This window comes from Acinetobacter guillouiae, assembly GCF_002370525.2.
Lineage (GTDB): Bacteria > Pseudomonadota > Gammaproteobacteria > Pseudomonadales > Moraxellaceae > Acinetobacter > Acinetobacter guillouiae.
The window spans coordinates 1,652,794-1,668,262 of record NZ_AP014630.1 but is presented as its reverse complement, the minus strand read 5'-3'; the positions used below and the strand labels follow the sequence as shown (position 1 = coordinate 1,668,262).

Annotated in this window: 12 protein-coding genes; 2 read left to right on the top strand and 10 right to left on the bottom strand. The window is 38.2% G+C overall.

Annotated features, from left to right (window positions below; genetic code table 11):
- Positions 1-232: 232 nt before the first annotated feature.
- Positions 233-1,291 carry an AraC family transcriptional regulator gene (locus AS4_RS07640; RefSeq protein ID WP_004721620.1) on the top strand — a complete coding sequence of 353 codons (1,059 nt, stop codon included), beginning with the start codon at positions 233-235 and terminating at the stop codon, positions 1,289-1,291.
- Between the two features lie 117 nt (positions 1,292-1,408).
- Here the strand turns inward: AS4_RS07640 and AS4_RS07635 are convergent, their stop codons facing one another.
- Genes AS4_RS07635 through AS4_RS07615 form a run of 5 tightly spaced genes read right to left on the bottom strand, consistent with a single transcriptional unit; the run spans position 1,409 to position 6,322 of the window.
- Entirely contained in the window at positions 1,409-2,356 is a 948-nt protein-coding gene (locus AS4_RS07635) for a SphA family protein (RefSeq protein ID WP_096733759.1), read from the bottom strand.
- A 50-nt stretch (positions 2,357-2,406) separates the two neighbouring features.
- On the bottom strand, positions 2,407-2,943 hold the full coding sequence (locus tag AS4_RS07630; protein ID WP_004721623.1) for a flavin reductase family protein: 537 nt from the start codon (positions 2,941-2,943) through the stop codon (positions 2,407-2,409).
- A 28-nt stretch (positions 2,944-2,971) separates the two neighbouring features.
- The gene (locus AS4_RS07625) at positions 2,972-4,210 is read right to left on the bottom strand and encodes a styrene monooxygenase/indole monooxygenase family protein (RefSeq protein ID WP_096733758.1); all 1,239 of its coding nucleotides are present in this window, start codon (positions 4,208-4,210) and stop codon (positions 2,972-2,974) included.
- A 55-nt stretch (positions 4,211-4,265) separates the two neighbouring features.
- Positions 4,266-5,057 carry an SDR family oxidoreductase gene (locus AS4_RS07620; RefSeq protein ID WP_034614154.1) on the bottom strand — a complete coding sequence of 264 codons (792 nt, stop codon included), beginning with the start codon at positions 5,055-5,057 and terminating at the stop codon, positions 4,266-4,268.
- A gap of 17 nt (positions 5,058-5,074) precedes the next feature.
- A complete protein-coding gene (locus tag AS4_RS07615) occupies positions 5,075-6,322 on the bottom strand; it encodes a dienelactone hydrolase family protein (RefSeq protein ID WP_004820381.1) in 1,248 nt (415 codons plus the stop codon).
- Positions 6,323-6,916: 594 nt separating this feature from the next.
- Between AS4_RS07615 and AS4_RS07610 the strand changes: the two genes are divergently transcribed.
- Positions 6,917-7,615, top strand: a complete 699-nt coding sequence (locus AS4_RS07610) for a DUF1826 domain-containing protein (RefSeq protein WP_096735496.1) — start codon at positions 6,917-6,919, stop codon at positions 7,613-7,615.
- A 214-nt stretch (positions 7,616-7,829) separates the two neighbouring features.
- Here the strand turns inward: AS4_RS07610 and AS4_RS07605 are convergent, their stop codons facing one another.
- The 5 genes from AS4_RS07605 to kynU form a co-directional block, all read right to left on the bottom strand.
- Complete coding sequence (locus AS4_RS07605) at positions 7,830-8,816, bottom strand: AraC family transcriptional regulator (RefSeq protein WP_096733757.1); 987 nt, start codon at positions 8,814-8,816, stop codon at positions 7,830-7,832.
- 617 nt (positions 8,817-9,433) lie between these two features.
- The gene (locus tag AS4_RS07600) at positions 9,434-10,588 is read right to left on the bottom strand and encodes a porin (RefSeq protein WP_096733756.1); all 1,155 of its coding nucleotides are present in this window, start codon (positions 10,586-10,588) and stop codon (positions 9,434-9,436) included.
- Between the two features lie 454 nt (positions 10,589-11,042).
- Entirely contained in the window at positions 11,043-12,305 is a 1,263-nt protein-coding gene (locus AS4_RS07595) for an MBL fold metallo-hydrolase (RefSeq protein WP_096733755.1), read from the bottom strand.
- 470 nt (positions 12,306-12,775) lie between these two features.
- Positions 12,776-14,143 (bottom strand): amino acid permease, encoded by a 1,368-nt coding sequence (locus tag AS4_RS07590; protein WP_096733754.1) that lies wholly within the window; start codon positions 14,141-14,143, stop codon positions 12,776-12,778.
- 46 nt (positions 14,144-14,189) lie between these two features.
- Positions 14,190-15,443, bottom strand: a complete 1,254-nt coding sequence (kynU, locus tag AS4_RS07585; RefSeq protein ID WP_096733753.1) for a kynureninase — start codon at positions 15,441-15,443, stop codon at positions 14,190-14,192.
- Positions 15,444-15,469: the final 26 nt, after the last annotated feature.

The following is a 15,469-nucleotide window of genomic DNA, read 5'->3' as shown; positions in this document are numbered from 1 at the left end:
ACGCTATCCTTTATTTTTTAAAAATACCATGACGTTTTTATTGATTTGATCACGCCAAACTAGACTAAAAATATGTTGTATCGCGGTATTTTACTTGGTCTATTTTTTGCTTAACTCTTTATATCACTGCCAGCCACTTAAAGTTTTAAGTATTGTTTAGTGCATTTTTAATCAGGTCATCATGTGACATAAAGATTAGCTGTAATAAACAAGCCAGCCAAAAGGAATATTTATGAGTCAGGTCGATCCTACTATGGAATTCAATGGACGTCATTTACAGCAATGCCCCATTTTTTCATCGCAAAACTTAGTCTTTCAGCATCAAGACTTGGGCGAAACCTGCAAAAGTGTTGGGCAAATCTTCAAACCGCATCTATTAAAAATCGTACAACAACAAAACGATTTTCACTCATCCATGCACCATCTTAAAGCAGGACGATTATCCATCAGTCGTCTTGAATACAGTGCCGATGTCTATATTGAACCTGACCATTTAGAAAAATTTTATCTGATTCAAATCCCAACACAGGGATATGCAGAAATTGAAATGAATCAACAAAAATTTATTTCTTATCCGCAAGTTGCCTCTCTAATTTCACCAGAACAATCGCTAAAAATGCGCTGGCATGCCAACTCACCACAGCTGATTCTCAAAATTGATAAAGATGACCTTTTACAGCACTGTCGCCAGCATCTTCCAGACGCACAGCAGCACCCTCCTATTTTTGAACCCAAGCTTGATCTTTCTACCCAAGGCGGTGCTTATTTTTTCCAATTGATGCGTACATTGATGGATGCGCTTGCTTGTGAACAGCACCCTTTGCATCACCCAATGGCATTTAAGCAGTTTGAATCCAGTCTATTTAATGCCCTGATTTACGGCCAAGCCAACAGCTTATTGCATCAAATCGATCAGTACAGAGAAAAAGCCATTTCACCTTATTTTGTCAAACGTACTGAAGCCTATATGCGTGAAAATCTACACGCAAATTTAACCATTGAACAATTGGCTGAACAGGCAGGCGTAAGCGTACGTACTTTATTTGCAGGATTTAAAAGCTTTTTAAACACCACGCCAATGTCATACTTAAAAGAGTTGCGTTTTGAACAAGCGCATATGGAACTCCTACAAAATGAGCATGTCTCAGTCACAGATGTCGCGTTTAAATGGGGCTTTAGTCATCTTGGGCGTTTTTCTCAGGAATATAAACGTCGTTATGGTGAATTACCTTCTTGTACACGCCGTAGCACCCTTGAACAGCAAGATCTTAGGTTTAAGCCGTATTCTTAAGCAACCGATGAGATTTAGTTAAAGAGATTTTATTCATTATAAAAAATTAAAAAACCTATTTAGACGTATCTAAATAGGTCAAGTATATCTGTCAGTATGTTGCCATAGCGTTTCAAATCAGAAGTGATGAATATAACGTAATTGCAAACGAGTTCCTTCAGGACGATTTTTTGCATCCTGTTCAAAATAGGCATTTGTCACGATATGATCATGTTTAGAAAAGCTATACATCGCCCCCGGTCCAATCGCCCACACTTGTTCACGTGTGCCTGTTAATTTTTCACCCTCTACTTCCGTGTCAGTAATTTGCTTGAGCCAGTAACCATTGATCCCTAAGCGTAATTGTGGTGTAAGCGCATAGTCGGTTGCAAAATTGGCATGGATCGCTTGCCCTGCCTGAATATCATCTGCAAGACCGAAGCTATAATTTGGATCATCATTTTTAAAATTGTACAAATAGTGCAGACGTGTAGAAACCGTCCACTTTGGATTAAACCAATAAGTTGCTGCCCAGTATGGATCAAATGAGACGGCATTATTGCCCGGATTAATATTTTTATTCTGATCATATTTCCCTGTCGGTAAATTAACCTGAAATTCAAAACGTTGTACGAATTTGGGCCCATCTTTGCCCATGACTGGGTCAAACTGGATAAATGGCCCAATCATCAGATCACCAAAACCCCCTTGGGCTTTAATCGCGGCATTATTTAAACCATCATCCATATCCATTTTGCTGACAAATGGAATCAGCACATTCAATCCTAACGATACGTGTTCACCTACACGCACATCGGACAGATAACTGACTTGTTCAACAATGACTTGATAATTTAAGTCGGTCTTGGGTAAAGCTAACCGATGAGCTTGATTGTCTTTTAACTTGTTCGAATCATAATTTTGCAGATACGTTTGAGAATACCACCCCGGCCCAGCAGGCAGTCCACCATCCAGAAAACTGGTCATGCCCAAATTCACCGTCGGCAAATCATATGCTTGTGCTGCAACCGCTGTTAAGACCACTGTTCCAGCAAGAAAACCTCTTTTGATCACATTATTTTTCATTTTCGATCCCCGAAAAAAATCACGATCAAAATTGATCGTGATTGTTGCTGTTAAATACTCAGTTCTGGATGCGCTGCAGCAATACGATACTTGCCCGCATGAAACACCAAAGGCTCACCAATACGATGTTGATAATGTTCAATCTGACCAATAAAAATCAGATGATCCCCCCCTTCATATTGATTTACGTTTTTACATACCAATGTTGCCAATACATCTTCTAGTAACGGTAAACCGCGCTCACACTCACGATGTGCAATGTTGGCAAACTTATCCTCTGAACCACGGGCAAAATGCCCTGAAAGTGAGTGATGTTCTTGTGCCAGCATATGAATCGCAAAATATTCGGCCTCAGTAAAATCCAATAAGCTTGGTGCAGTCTTTGACAAACTCCATAAAATCAGCGGCGGATCGAGTGATAGTGAAGAAAACGAGTTGGCTGTCATCCCAATTTTTCGCCCATCTCGTCCACGGGTTGTAATCACCGTAACCCCCGTAGCAAACTGCCCTAACAGGTTGCGGATTTCTCTTGGATTTTCCGTATCAATCGGTTTTAAATCCAGTTCCTGCGATGTGTTGATATTCATAACATTCACCTTTGACTTTGCTTCCCTGTTAAGCCACTTTTTGACAGCTTTTCGATTCGATAAAACGTTGCGCCTGTTCTGGATCAAACCACCATGGAGCAAAATTGCGTGGATTATCAAAATTATTGGCAATACTCGAAGCAATGGCATGGTTCTGCTCAGCCGCCGCCAAAAGCTCAATCATGTGCGGTTGTGGTGGCAACAATAAACTGTTGGTCCAAGCCACGACTTTTTCGGCATATGCCCAATAACGTTCAAATGTCTGTTGCATCCATTCATCTGTAAATGTTTGATTGTCATGCGCTAAAATGGCATCGAAATAAATTTTGCTACACTTGGCGGCATTGTTTGAACCTTGCCCAGTGATTGGGTCGTTCACCACTAATGCATCGGCCATACCAAAAACTTTACGACCAGATGGCAGGGTTAATATCGGTTTACGCACTCCCGGTGGAAAACGTCCAGACAGATAGCCACCAGCGTCGGTTAATTCAATATTTTCACAACGTGCTGCTTCCCAAGGCACATATTTGTTTAAAATATCTTTACTCATTTGCAAATGCTGTTCTGGTGTTTTCGCATCTTGCCAGCAATCCATCGGCCCACCGGGAATGCCTTCAAACACCATAATTTCACAAGCACCTGTAACTGTAAGCGCAGGAAAACAGAAATATTCACCCACTTCTGGAATCACGTTAAAAGTCACACGAGAATACGGCGACATTTGCTTCATACCTGTTACATAGGTCAAAGCAAGCGCGCGTTGTGGCTTATCAAAGCAACTACGCGCTTCATCACGCTCGAACTGTTTAACCACTTCCCCCTTACCTGCGGCCAGTAAGACCAGCTCATATTCAGCAGTGAGCTGTTCCAGTTCCTCTATCCCAACATCTTGAATAATCAACTGACCACCACGACGCTCAAACATTTCCATCCAGTACGGCATTTTGACGCGCTGATCTACCGATTGTGCATAACGCTCCAATCGCGCACTCCATGCAAAGGCAGGCTGTTTTGTTTCTGGGTTGACCAGTGTAAATCCAATCCCTTCAACCGCTGGACATTGCTCTTCCCAAAAATTAAGTCCAACATCACGCTCTGTTTGCAAGGCTGTGTGAAACATACACTGACTCGACATAACCTTGCCCTGACGAATTTCATCACCAGTACGGTTAGTGACAATCGTCACCTCATAACCTGTGTCTAATAATCCTAAACCGAGCTGCAATCCAGATTGACCCGCTCCTACTATAGCGATACGACGCATCATGGTTCTCCCATATTTTTTAATTCATTGAGTGTTTTAAATGTTTGATTTGCTATCACGCTTCATCGGCTAAACGTGGAATAGCTGGTTGATTCCTTTCAGGCCCCATGACGGAGTAACCACCATCGACGGCATAATCTGCGCCTGTCACAAAACTTGCGGCTGGCGAGAGTAAAAACAGCACCACATTGGCCACCTCTTCGGGATGACCTAGACGTCCCAACAAATGATAGTCAGCTGCTACGGCATCAGCTTTGCTTCGGTTATTGCCACTGACGTCAGCTATCACCCGTGACCATGTCCAACCAGGTGATACTGAATTAACTCGTACCCCATCTGCTGCAAAATCCATTGCCATGGACTGGGTGAGTTGTCGCATCGCTGCTTTTGAAACGGGATAAAGCCAACGTCCTGTTTGTGCAAATTTGGCGGAGATCGAGGTAAAATTGACAATCGCACCATGCTTGGTTTTTAAATCCTCATAAAACGCACGGGTCAATTCGACTGCCGAAAGCAGATTAATATTCAATGCTTGTAACCAGTCTTCACGTGAGGATTTAAAGCCATCATCCAGATAGGTACAGGCCAGATTGACCAAATAATCAACTTTGCCAAAGCTGTCGTGAATTGTTTTTACTGCGTTTACAATCGCCACATCACTGCTTAAATCAGTTTGAATAAATTGCGCTTGCCCGTGCATGGCATCCGCCACTTGCTGTCCTTGTTGGTCAATATCCAGAATAATGACTTTTGCGCCTGCATCGACCAGTGCTTGAACCACGGCCTGACCAATCAGGGTTGCGCCGCCACTGACCACAGCGACTTTCTGATTCAATTGAATATCCATATTCCACTCCTACATAGTTAAAACGATTTGCCTTCACTGCTTGACCAAGACGGCATGAGGGTATTGGATGGCAAATCTTCATCCAGTAGTTTTTGAGCAGTTTCTACACCAGCAACAGGTAATCCTTTAGGATTGAGTAATCCAATTTGAACCAGAACGGATGCCTGATCCCAGTAGATATGTTCATGGCAGAGTTTTGGGCCACGGAACTGGATCACACCCAGCATAGGAATCTCAACATACTTTCCTGTTGGCGCGACGCCCGGCAGTAACCAGTCAATTTCACTGTCATGGGTAAAACTCATAATGAATTCATCCACCACCTGTGTTGAACCGACAGTGCGTGAGATCGACGTGATCTTCATATCTTTTGGATTTTGATGAACGAAGTGATATTGATAGAAGCGGGCAAGTTGGCTATATCCCACACCACCTGTCAATGTTGGAATATGATTGACATAGGGTTGCGCCACCATGGTTGCCATAGTGGCAGGTACATCGCGTGTATCAAATTCATAACGGATATGCGCTTCCCAAAGTGCAACCAAATCATAAACTGGTCCGATACTTTGATGCAGTGCGGTAATACTGCGTTCATGAGCAAAACGTGCGGAGGGTTTGTGATAATGTTCGCTGTTTGGTCGGGCAAAGGCATGATCTACACCCTCATAGACATAAGCCTGAACATTGCTATATTGGGCGGCAGCATCCAGAATCTTTTGGCGTGCCTCTGGCGGTGTAAACTTGTCTAATTCAGCAATATGTAAAACTACTCGCCCTTTTGCATTTTCAAGTTCATCGAGTGTCTTCTCGATTCCTACCCCGTAATAACCCACTGCACAGGCTACTTCAGGAATACGACAACCTGCCAGATACGCCAGTTTTCCACCCAGACAATATCCCACGACACCTAAGCCTGCACTGGCATCGCAACTCTCTAAAGTTTTGAGAAAATTCAAGCTATCTTGAATATCTTCTACACCTTGATCTTCATCATAGTGTTGATAAAGCTCGAAGGCTTTTTGAAAATCTTGCTCGGTATAACCCAGTTCAATGCGGGGTGCAGTCCGCCAGAATAAATCTGGTACCAATACGGTATAACCTTCCTCAGCCAAAAAATCAGCCTTGATACGCATTGCTGCATTCACACCAAAAATTTCCTGACACAGTACAATTCCAGGCCCTTTTCCACCTTCTGCAATTGCCAAATACCCAGCAAATGACTTCCCTGTTTGTGTTTTTACTTCAATATATTGACCTGACATTTCATCCACTCCAGACCTAACCGTTAGCGTTATCATGTCTGTGAAAGGTATTTAACGTCTGTCCAAAATCTGCGAGGATTATCCAATCAGTGCGGAATACTGTGAAAGATGAAAATTCATTGCATAAAATTTATTTTAGAAATCATTAGATTTTTTTCATAAAAAAAATGAGCATATTGAGCGAATCATTTTGATATTGAAATTGCCTTTGGGCTGAGGCGAGGATGAGAGGGCTTTTATGTTGAATTATGGTTTTAATAAGGACTTATGATAGAAGCCGATTGCCACTTTTTATAAATATCTTGTCATCTACTATTCTGAACAACATTATCTTAAACAAGATTTTGCTCACCACATCAATAAGCCATAGTTAAATAAGTAAATCTGCAATTTTGCAAAAGTTCTCAATAAAAGCCATTGTTAAAGTCCATCTCACTTAGCAATACATTGCAACAATACCCTGTTGTTCAGTAAGCTATGTCTAACGCTACATGTAATGCACGCTTCTGTGCGATTCGTCCAACTTCTATAAAGCTGATTCTACCAAGCTGAGTGAATATATTAGACATGGTTTCTGATTTATTAAATTCTAATATGCACCCTGCATTTTCTGACAACAATCAAGTTCGTGTAGTAACGACTTTTTCTGAACTTGTAAATACGACATTTCAAGGCGAGATAAATGCCATTTGTTGGAACAGAGATTTGCTGGGTGATTTTAAAGAAATTGTGTCTAAACTTGAGTTAAAAGAAAATATTACCGAAGTTTCCACTGAAGATCTTTTAGCACTACAACTTTCAGAAAAAGGTATTCTGGCAAGAGATATCATCTTAAGGGATATACAGCTTCTAACTGATTTCGGCGCTTCGCCTTCACTGAATTTACTTAAACATTATGAACGGGACCAAGATCTGGATTTCATTTCTACAGATGTATATTCGTATCATGTTGATCGTTCGCCCATTGAAACAGATACTTTTTTATGTACCTATCATGGCGCTGCCAGTGACATCATCTCCAATGATCAAGTGGAACAAAAGATTTTGATTCCAGAAATCAGGGAAAAGCTTAAAGCATTACATGACGGTCCTGAAACGGAATTTGAAACCTTTCTGCAAGAGTATTTTTTTGATCTGCATTACCAGCCGAAATCCAACTCAGAACCTGTAAATTTAGGCTCAGGACAGCTTTGGCGCTTAGCGGTAGATCATCCAACACAACAGGTTTTACCTTGCGTTCATCGAGCGCCCGTTGAAAAGGATGGCGAGTATAGGTTGTTGTTGATTTGTTAGATCATGACCCAATACACCAAATAAATAGAGAAAAATTGCCTCTCGATATGACAAGTCTAAAAAGAATGATCAAAGCACGCGCTTGTAAATAATGCTGTGTAATTCCATTTTAAAATAATCAACGACTCGCACATTAAGCAAGAGTCTAAAGTAGTTTATTAACGCTTTCCCATTTTGGAAAGAATCGGGTTAAAAGCACGAATGAATTAATAGATTATATTTTTACTCGATTCTTAGTTTCACTTGGATTCTCTCCAAACTCTTCACGATATTCATGCGAAAAACGACCCAAGTGATTAAATCCCCAATCAAAAGCTAATTTTGAAATGGAAATATTTTTATCCATAGAGGTACTTAAGGTCTTATAGACTTGTTGTAAACGATATCTACGTAAAAAAGTCAAAGGACTTGTTCCATAGTACTGTTGAAATTCAGCATATAATTTAGACTTTGATACGCAAGCTAATCTTAGCAAATCTTCTGCACGAATCTCCTCATGGGCATACTTCTGAATATAGTCGCACACCTTACGTAAGTATTCTGGCGCTTGTTGATCAGATAAGGATCTTAACAAGCTCGAATAATTATTTTCTTGCGAGAGTAATAAAGCTTTAATCAGAAAATTTTCATAATCCTCTGACCAAAGTTGTAAGCCCTGCATACTTTTGTATTGAGATCGAAGCAACAAAAAATGATCAATATTTTGCCACCACATCCCGATACCCTGATCAATCTTCAAACTCATTTCAGGATTAAAAACCACGGGCTCTTCAACAGACTGACGTAGTAATTCGCCTAATACATTCTGCATACTTTTCTCAGGAATAACCACTTGATATTTTTTACAATCTTTATCAATCGCTAAATCCTGTAAATCTGCATTAGATAAAATTAGGCCTTTATCAGTACTGGAAATATAATTGGTGCCATTAATTGCTAAAGTCTGTTTACCTTGAATCGGCAAACTAATACTATATGCCCTTAAATTAGATGTGTTAATGAGTACATTTGCACCATAGCTGATCTTACCGATCGCCATACGCTTGTGGGGTAATCGAATCCCTTCATAATGAAAATCTAAGACATTTCGACCGCATGTATCTAAATGATGCTCCCCACATATTGAGGACATTAAACTGTGTGCAAATTCTGCCTGACGGGAATAGTGATTTAGATCCATCTCTTGGCTTAGTGATAACATATTCTTTTCACCTAGCTAACGCTCAATAATTGTTAAGGGGCAAATTACGTGCCAATTCCTTCACTTAAAATATTAAGCTATGTCCATTCATAAACAATTTACAAAATCAATTTTGTATCTTTCTTTATAACAAATTTAATTGAGAACTTATATACTATTTGAGTATGAAATCATTACTAAAATAAGTACCCTTGCAAAAATTCTCCAGCGTTTAAAAACCTGGCTACAACGTAAAAATATTATTTTCTTTAGCTTGTGATTAAAAACATATGCATATATTAAAATATCTAAAAAACCAACATTCCCATCATTTATATTGTACATTTAGGCAATCTTCAATATAGCAAAAAATTATAGAACTATTAACTCTAATTCACCTTAACTTGTAGCGACACTCAATATAATCTGCAATTTTTATCTTTATTTATTAAAGCTTACATATAATACTCGAAATATTTTAAACAACCCAATCTCTCCTGTATAAATCAAAAAATAAGTATATTAAGAAAATCATACTGCTATTCAAAGTGCCTTCTCCACTTTGAAGAAGGCTAGGATAATGGATTATATGTTGATTTATGCTTTTAAAAGAACTTATGTAACAAAATGGCTGATAATTACCATTGATAACGAAGCCTAAATAAATGCAGATCAGGCGTTGCTTTACTATCACTGGTATATAATCGTTCATAGTCAAAACCAATACCATAATTAAAGCGCAAAGCCATGCCTACTCCGAAATCACGCCTTGAAAAATCTTCACCTTGAGTATATTTAATGTGATCTCCCATAACATAAGGCTGTATCGATTGAATGCCATAATTTTGTATTTTAAACTTATATCCTGCATAGTATTCAATACCATAGGCTTCTGTATCCAAATAATGTTCTAGACCATAAGGCGCTGGCTGATTGCGCGCAAGATTATTCGGCACTAGGTTTTTATACCATCCTGCTCCCACTCCCCACATCCATTGACCATCAAAATAATATAAAGCTGTAGCTATTACATGTTGAGATAGATCATGATTATCTTGTGAATCCGATAAACTGACTTGATTATGTTTATAAGAAGTTCCCCAATGTAAATTTTTGCTCAAATGAACATCGGTTGCGATCTCTTCACCTGATTTCAATTTATAGTGGAAGTTGTTCAGTGAGGTTTCATCTCCAAATAAATACGCTGCATAAAAATCAACATATTGATTTTTCTTTTCATAACGTAATGTTTTACTTGAAACTAAGGTTCCATCAAAAAATGAAAAAGGACTCCACGTAGAAACTTGGCCCAACATATCGTAATCCCAAAGATCTGTTTTTACTCCAACGACATCATGGTAAATGCTATACATTTTGCCAAACTTTAATGTGCCATATTGAGAATTTTCCATACCCACATAGGCTTGAATCGTTGTGAACTCTTCATCATTCTTCGCATAATGACCATCCCAATCCAAGATTTTTGGCAAATTAAAATAATTTTGATACCCTGCAATTAAATGTGTATTTTCATCCAATTTATAATCAAGATCTAAATACATACGGCTGGCAGCACTATAACCATTTCTACGATATTTTTGACTTTGATTATTCGCATTATATTGATCAAAGTTTAAAGCTTGTAAGCGCATGCTCCCATGTGTTTTAACTGTCAAACTATCTTGATCAGAAAAAATTTGATCTTGATGAATCAGCTCAACTTCAGCAAATACTGTTGTTGCATTTAGTATTACCCATGTGAAACAAGCAATTTTTAATGTATTTTTTAACATTTCTACATCCTTGTTATTCAGATTTAAATCGTTAGACTATCCTTTCTAACCATGATGAAATTTATAACAATTAAATATTATCCGTGTATTTCAATGTAATATTTAAATTATGATTAAAATTTTCTGAAATTTTTATTCATTCAAATCAGAACTTCAACAAGCATAATATTAAAGATCACATTTACGGCAAAATATTCAAAGCATCAATATTTTAGAATTACTTATACTACTAGAGTGTTTTTAATAATTTATTCGACAATTCCCTATTAATGTGCTGATTATTAAAACCTAATATCACATTTATTAGAAATTTTAGAAAAATATATTAATACGGCTTTAGGATCATTTCATCGATTTTATGTGTTATTAATAACCAAATTCCTCTTGGTTTATTCTCTTCAAAAAAACCGAAATGGATAACCAATTCGGTTTTAGATTGCATATCGTCATCAAACTATTTTTTATGAATATTCCCTTGATTCTGAATAAATTCAGCAATATTAATTACATCAAGATCCTCACTCGCATGGACAGGACCTTTAAACTCACGCCCAGCTGTTGTTTGTAAATATTCACTATTAATTTTTTCATTATCGGGCCAAATATGGTTCAATACCAATCCCTTAGCCCCCATTTTCGTAGCAAAGGCACCCACACCTAAGGTTGCTTTACGATTACGAGGATCTGTTCCTGAAATAATCGCTGTATGACCATCTAGAATCTGAGTCGTCATGGTTTTTTCTAAAGGTGTGCCTGCAAACACTGCTACAGCTGCATTTACATCCATCACTTCATTAATCAAAATGTCGGTATTTTTACCTAAACGAAGTAAATTTTCATTTGGAGCAGTATCACCACTAAATGTGACTGATCCATATTTAGTATCGAAGCGATAAGACCAAGCTGGATATACCAATGGATGCTGAGCCAATGCTGCTGTCACTTTTACATAATCATCTTGATAGACCTGTATCGGGTTCATCACAGGTGACATATTGCTAGGACTGGCATTTTTAGGTGCAGGTAATGCCATAATGTTTAACATCCCTTGCCCATTTGTTCCGGTCAAATCTCGTGGATGATCATCTGCACGACGTACTGTATGAATTGCATTATTCATATCATAGGCATTCGCAGCAAAATGCAGCTGCATTAATTCTTTAATGCCTGGCGTTGGGTCTTCAGCATGGATTAATTTAGTATTTGGTAAATGACCAAATCCAGCATCATCACCTAATTTACCATTCGAATCAGCACGATCTGGTCCAACCAATGCAATTTCTTGTTTGCCATATTTCCAGTTAGGGAAGTTAACATTCACAAATGGATAGAGATCATCCACATGATCAGAGTGCAAGTGTGTAATAAAAATTCCACGCACATCGCCAAAATTCAGACCACTTTCATAAAAGCGTTGTACCAAACCTGATCCTGCATCAATAACATAGACCTGACCATCTACAACCAGCGCTGTTGATGTCGCAGCCCTTAGACTTGGGAAAGGTCCTGCTCTAGTCCCTAACATAACAAGGTACATTCCAGTGCGTGGCGGTGGAGTCGCTCTAACTCGTTTAGCTTGACGCTGCAAATAACTCGGTGTCGCACTCTTTAGTTGTATATCAGTACGATTAAACGCTTGTTCATCTGCTGCAAAACTCAATTGGCCAATAAAACAAGTTGAAATAGCAACACACAAATATTTTTTTAAATTTTTCATATTAATTCCCTTTATATAAAACAGTCTTTAAAAATCACAGCACATCATTTTCTGTAATTTCATCGATTACGGTATTTTCAAAGCAAAACTTTTGAATTAATAGCGTTAGTTTTCTATTAATCTCAGCCAGTAAGAGAATCCTTCACTTAAGGTTTTACATTTTACTCATCATAATTTTAACAATCATTTTTGAACAATCTTTCTAATTTTTAGGTTAATTACAACGATATTTTGAATATAATTTAAATAATAATGAAAAATTACTCATTATATTCTATTTTATAGATCCCATCCTATTCACTGGGTCTAGCTGACATTATGCTACTCAGCTATATAAAAACTTAATGTCATTAGACCTCAATAATTTGCTTGATGTTTAACATGCGATCTTGCATTGTTATAAGGCTATTGCTTATCCCCCATTCCACGCTTTAATAGACAGCGAATTGTTTTAATATTATTCCATTCGTTCAAGAAATTTTCTTTTTAAACCAATAAATTATTAATAGAACCATTAAAAATGGAATACCAAACTGCAATGTTGATTTAAACTCATCGGTAAACCAAGTGGTAATCGTAATGCTAAATATACTGATCAAACCTAATAATGAGATAAGCCGACTTGCTGGAATTTTAAATTTCAGTACCGTTTGGTGGCTTGCAAGATGTTTTCGGAAAAAAATATGTGTTACAAAAATACTTCCCCAAGTAAATAATGCACCAAACATGGAAAGTGCAATCATGATAGGAAATGCTGACTCTGGATTAATGCTATAAACTACACTCGCAACTCCAATCCCTATGGCAGACAGCATTAATGCATTTATGGGCACACCATTGCTGCGGATTTTTCCAAAGATTTTAGGAGCATCTCCTGCACGTGATAAACTAAAAAGCATACGGGTTGAAATGTAGAGCATGCTGTTCATCGCTGAAAGTGCGGCCACAACAACAATAGCGTTTAAAATACTGTCCGCATATGGGATACCGACCAGTCTCATGACTGTGACAAACGGACTGGTTGCATCTTTCCCAATCAATTCAGTCCATGGTACTAGTGTCACAATTAAAAATAGTGACAGTAAATAGAATAGAATCAACCGTACAGCCGTACTCTTAAATGCATATTTTACTGCTTTTTCTGGATCAGCAGCTTCACCTGCTGCCACAGCAATCATTTCAATACTGAGATAACTAAAAATAGAAATAATGACACCAATCCAGACCCCACTAAAACCATTTGGGAAAAATCCCCCATGACCAGTTAAATGAGCCGTGATATGGCTTTGCTCAGTATTTTGCGTGAGAATTCCAATTGCGAGTAATATAAATACAATAATGGCAAAAATCTTAATGGTAGAGAACCAATATTCAACCAGTCCAAAGGCTTTGACACTATAAGCATTAACCGCGAGCAAAGTCCCTGAGAAAAACATGATCCAGAACCAAGCATGAACATCTGGAAACCACATTTTCATATAATCAGCGACAGCGGTAATTTCAGTACCAACCGCAAGAACCATACAAGCCCAATAACTATAACGTACTAAGAACCCAGCTAATGGACTAATATAGTGTTCTGCATAAGCTCCAAAAGATCCTGAGGTCGGGTGCTGAACCGTCATTTCTGCAAGACATGCCATTAGTGCAAAGGTAATTAATCCACCAATAGCGTAACTGACAATAACTGCAGGTCCCGCATAACTAATTGCAAAATTACTTCCCATAAATAAGCCAGTACCTATCGCACCACCAATGGCAATCATACTCATTTGCTTTGCAGTCAATTTTTTATGTAGGCCCGATTCCCTAGTTTGAATTTCATCAAAATTATTCATAAACCCCTCCTGGGTAAATGTATTTTTGTTTATAAAGCAACTTAGATTAAGTGACTTGCCCGCGAACTTGATATTCGCTGTTCTCCCATTCACCTAATATCATGACTTGCTTTAGGTGCTGTACAGCATCCCAAATATCAACAAAACCGAGATATAGAGGGGTGATTCCAAAACGTAATACTTCAGGTTCTCGATAATCACCTATTACCCCACGCTTAATTAATGCTTGGATAATCTCATAACCAAATTGATGCTTATAACTCACATGACTACCGCGATGTTTATGCGCAACTGGAGTAATCATTTCGAATCTAAAGTCAGCACATTCTTGTTCAACTAAAGCCATGAATAAATCAGTCAGTTTTAGAGATTTTGTTCGAATTTTATCCATACTGGTATTAAGGAAAATATCTAAACCACACTCAATGAGACTCATTGAAATAATACTTTGAGTGCCACATAAATAACGACGAATACCTACGGCTGGTTCATAGTTTTGAGCCATATCAAAAGGTTTGTTGTGCCCCCACCATCCAGATAAGGGTTGCCAGAACGTATTGTGATGCTTCGGATTAACCCAAAGTAAAGCTGGAGAGCCAGGGCCACCATTTAAATATTTATAAGTACATCCAATCGCAAAATCACTATCTGTCTGATTTAATTCAATCGGAACAGCACCAACAGAATGACAAAGGTCCCAAATAATCAAAGCACCTTGAGCATGAATCTTTTGGTTAATGTCGTTCATGTCATACAAATAGCCAGTACGATAATTCACATGTGAAAGCACCACCACAGCAACATCGCTTTGATTTAAGAGTACATCTAAGTCATTTTCGTTTTCAATTAATTCCAAACGATAGCCTTGATGAATAAGATCCAAAAATCCTTCAATGATATAAATATCCGTTGGAAAGGCATCCTTTTCAGCAATAATTACTTTACGTGAAACATCCTTTTCCGCTTGAATTTTCACAGCTGAAGATAAGACCTTAAAAAGGTTTAATGTCGTTGAATCGGAAATGACTGTTTCACCAGCATTTACACCAATTAATTCAGCAACTTTATCTCCCAGACGCGTAGATAACCCCCACCAATCTGCGGTGTTCCAGCTATTAATCAGGTCATTGCCCCATTCTTGAGAAATAACGTGTTGTGCTAAATCTAATGATTTGGCGGGTCGAGCACCTAATGAATTACCATCAAGATAAATAACATTTTTTGGAAGTGAAAATTCGTTTTTAAATTGTGCTAGCGGGTCTTCCTTATCCCAAACTTGACATTGTTCACGTGTAATCATGTTTTCTCCTTATGGAAATCGTCCTT

What these genes read in the sequence shown, in the direction of transcription:
- AS4_RS07640 (WP_004721620.1), top strand. Translation starts at nt 233, where the DNA reads ATGAGTCAGGTCGATCCTACTATGGAATTCAATGGACGTCATTTACAG.
- AS4_RS07635 (WP_096733759.1), bottom strand. Translation starts at nt 2,356, where the DNA reads ATGAAAAATAATGTGATCAAAAGAGGTTTTCTTGCTGGAACAGTGGTC.
- AS4_RS07630 (WP_004721623.1), bottom strand. Translation starts at nt 2,943, where the DNA reads ATGAATATCAACACATCGCAGGAACTGGATTTAAAACCGATTGATACG.
- AS4_RS07625 (WP_096733758.1), bottom strand. Translation starts at nt 4,210, where the DNA reads ATGCGTCGTATCGCTATAGTAGGAGCGGGTCAATCTGGATTGCAGCTC.
- AS4_RS07620 (WP_034614154.1), bottom strand. Translation starts at nt 5,057, where the DNA reads ATGGATATTCAATTGAATCAGAAAGTCGCTGTGGTCAGTGGCGGCGCA.
- AS4_RS07615 (WP_004820381.1), bottom strand. Translation starts at nt 6,322, where the DNA reads ATGTCAGGTCAATATATTGAAGTAAAAACACAAACAGGGAAGTCATTT.
- AS4_RS07610 (WP_096735496.1), top strand. Translation starts at nt 6,917, where the DNA reads ATGCACCCTGCATTTTCTGACAACAATCAAGTTCGTGTAGTAACGACT.
- AS4_RS07605 (WP_096733757.1), bottom strand. Translation starts at nt 8,816, where the DNA reads ATGTTATCACTAAGCCAAGAGATGGATCTAAATCACTATTCCCGTCAG.
- AS4_RS07600 (WP_096733756.1), bottom strand. Translation starts at nt 10,588, where the DNA reads ATGTTAAAAAATACATTAAAAATTGCTTGTTTCACATGGGTAATACTA.
- AS4_RS07595 (WP_096733755.1), bottom strand. Translation starts at nt 12,305, where the DNA reads ATGAAAAATTTAAAAAAATATTTGTGTGTTGCTATTTCAACTTGTTTT.
- AS4_RS07590 (WP_096733754.1), bottom strand. Translation starts at nt 14,143, where the DNA reads ATGAATAATTTTGATGAAATTCAAACTAGGGAATCGGGCCTACATAAA.
- kynU (WP_096733753.1), bottom strand. Translation starts at nt 15,443, where the DNA reads ATGATTACACGTGAACAATGTCAAGTTTGGGATAAGGAAGACCCGCTA.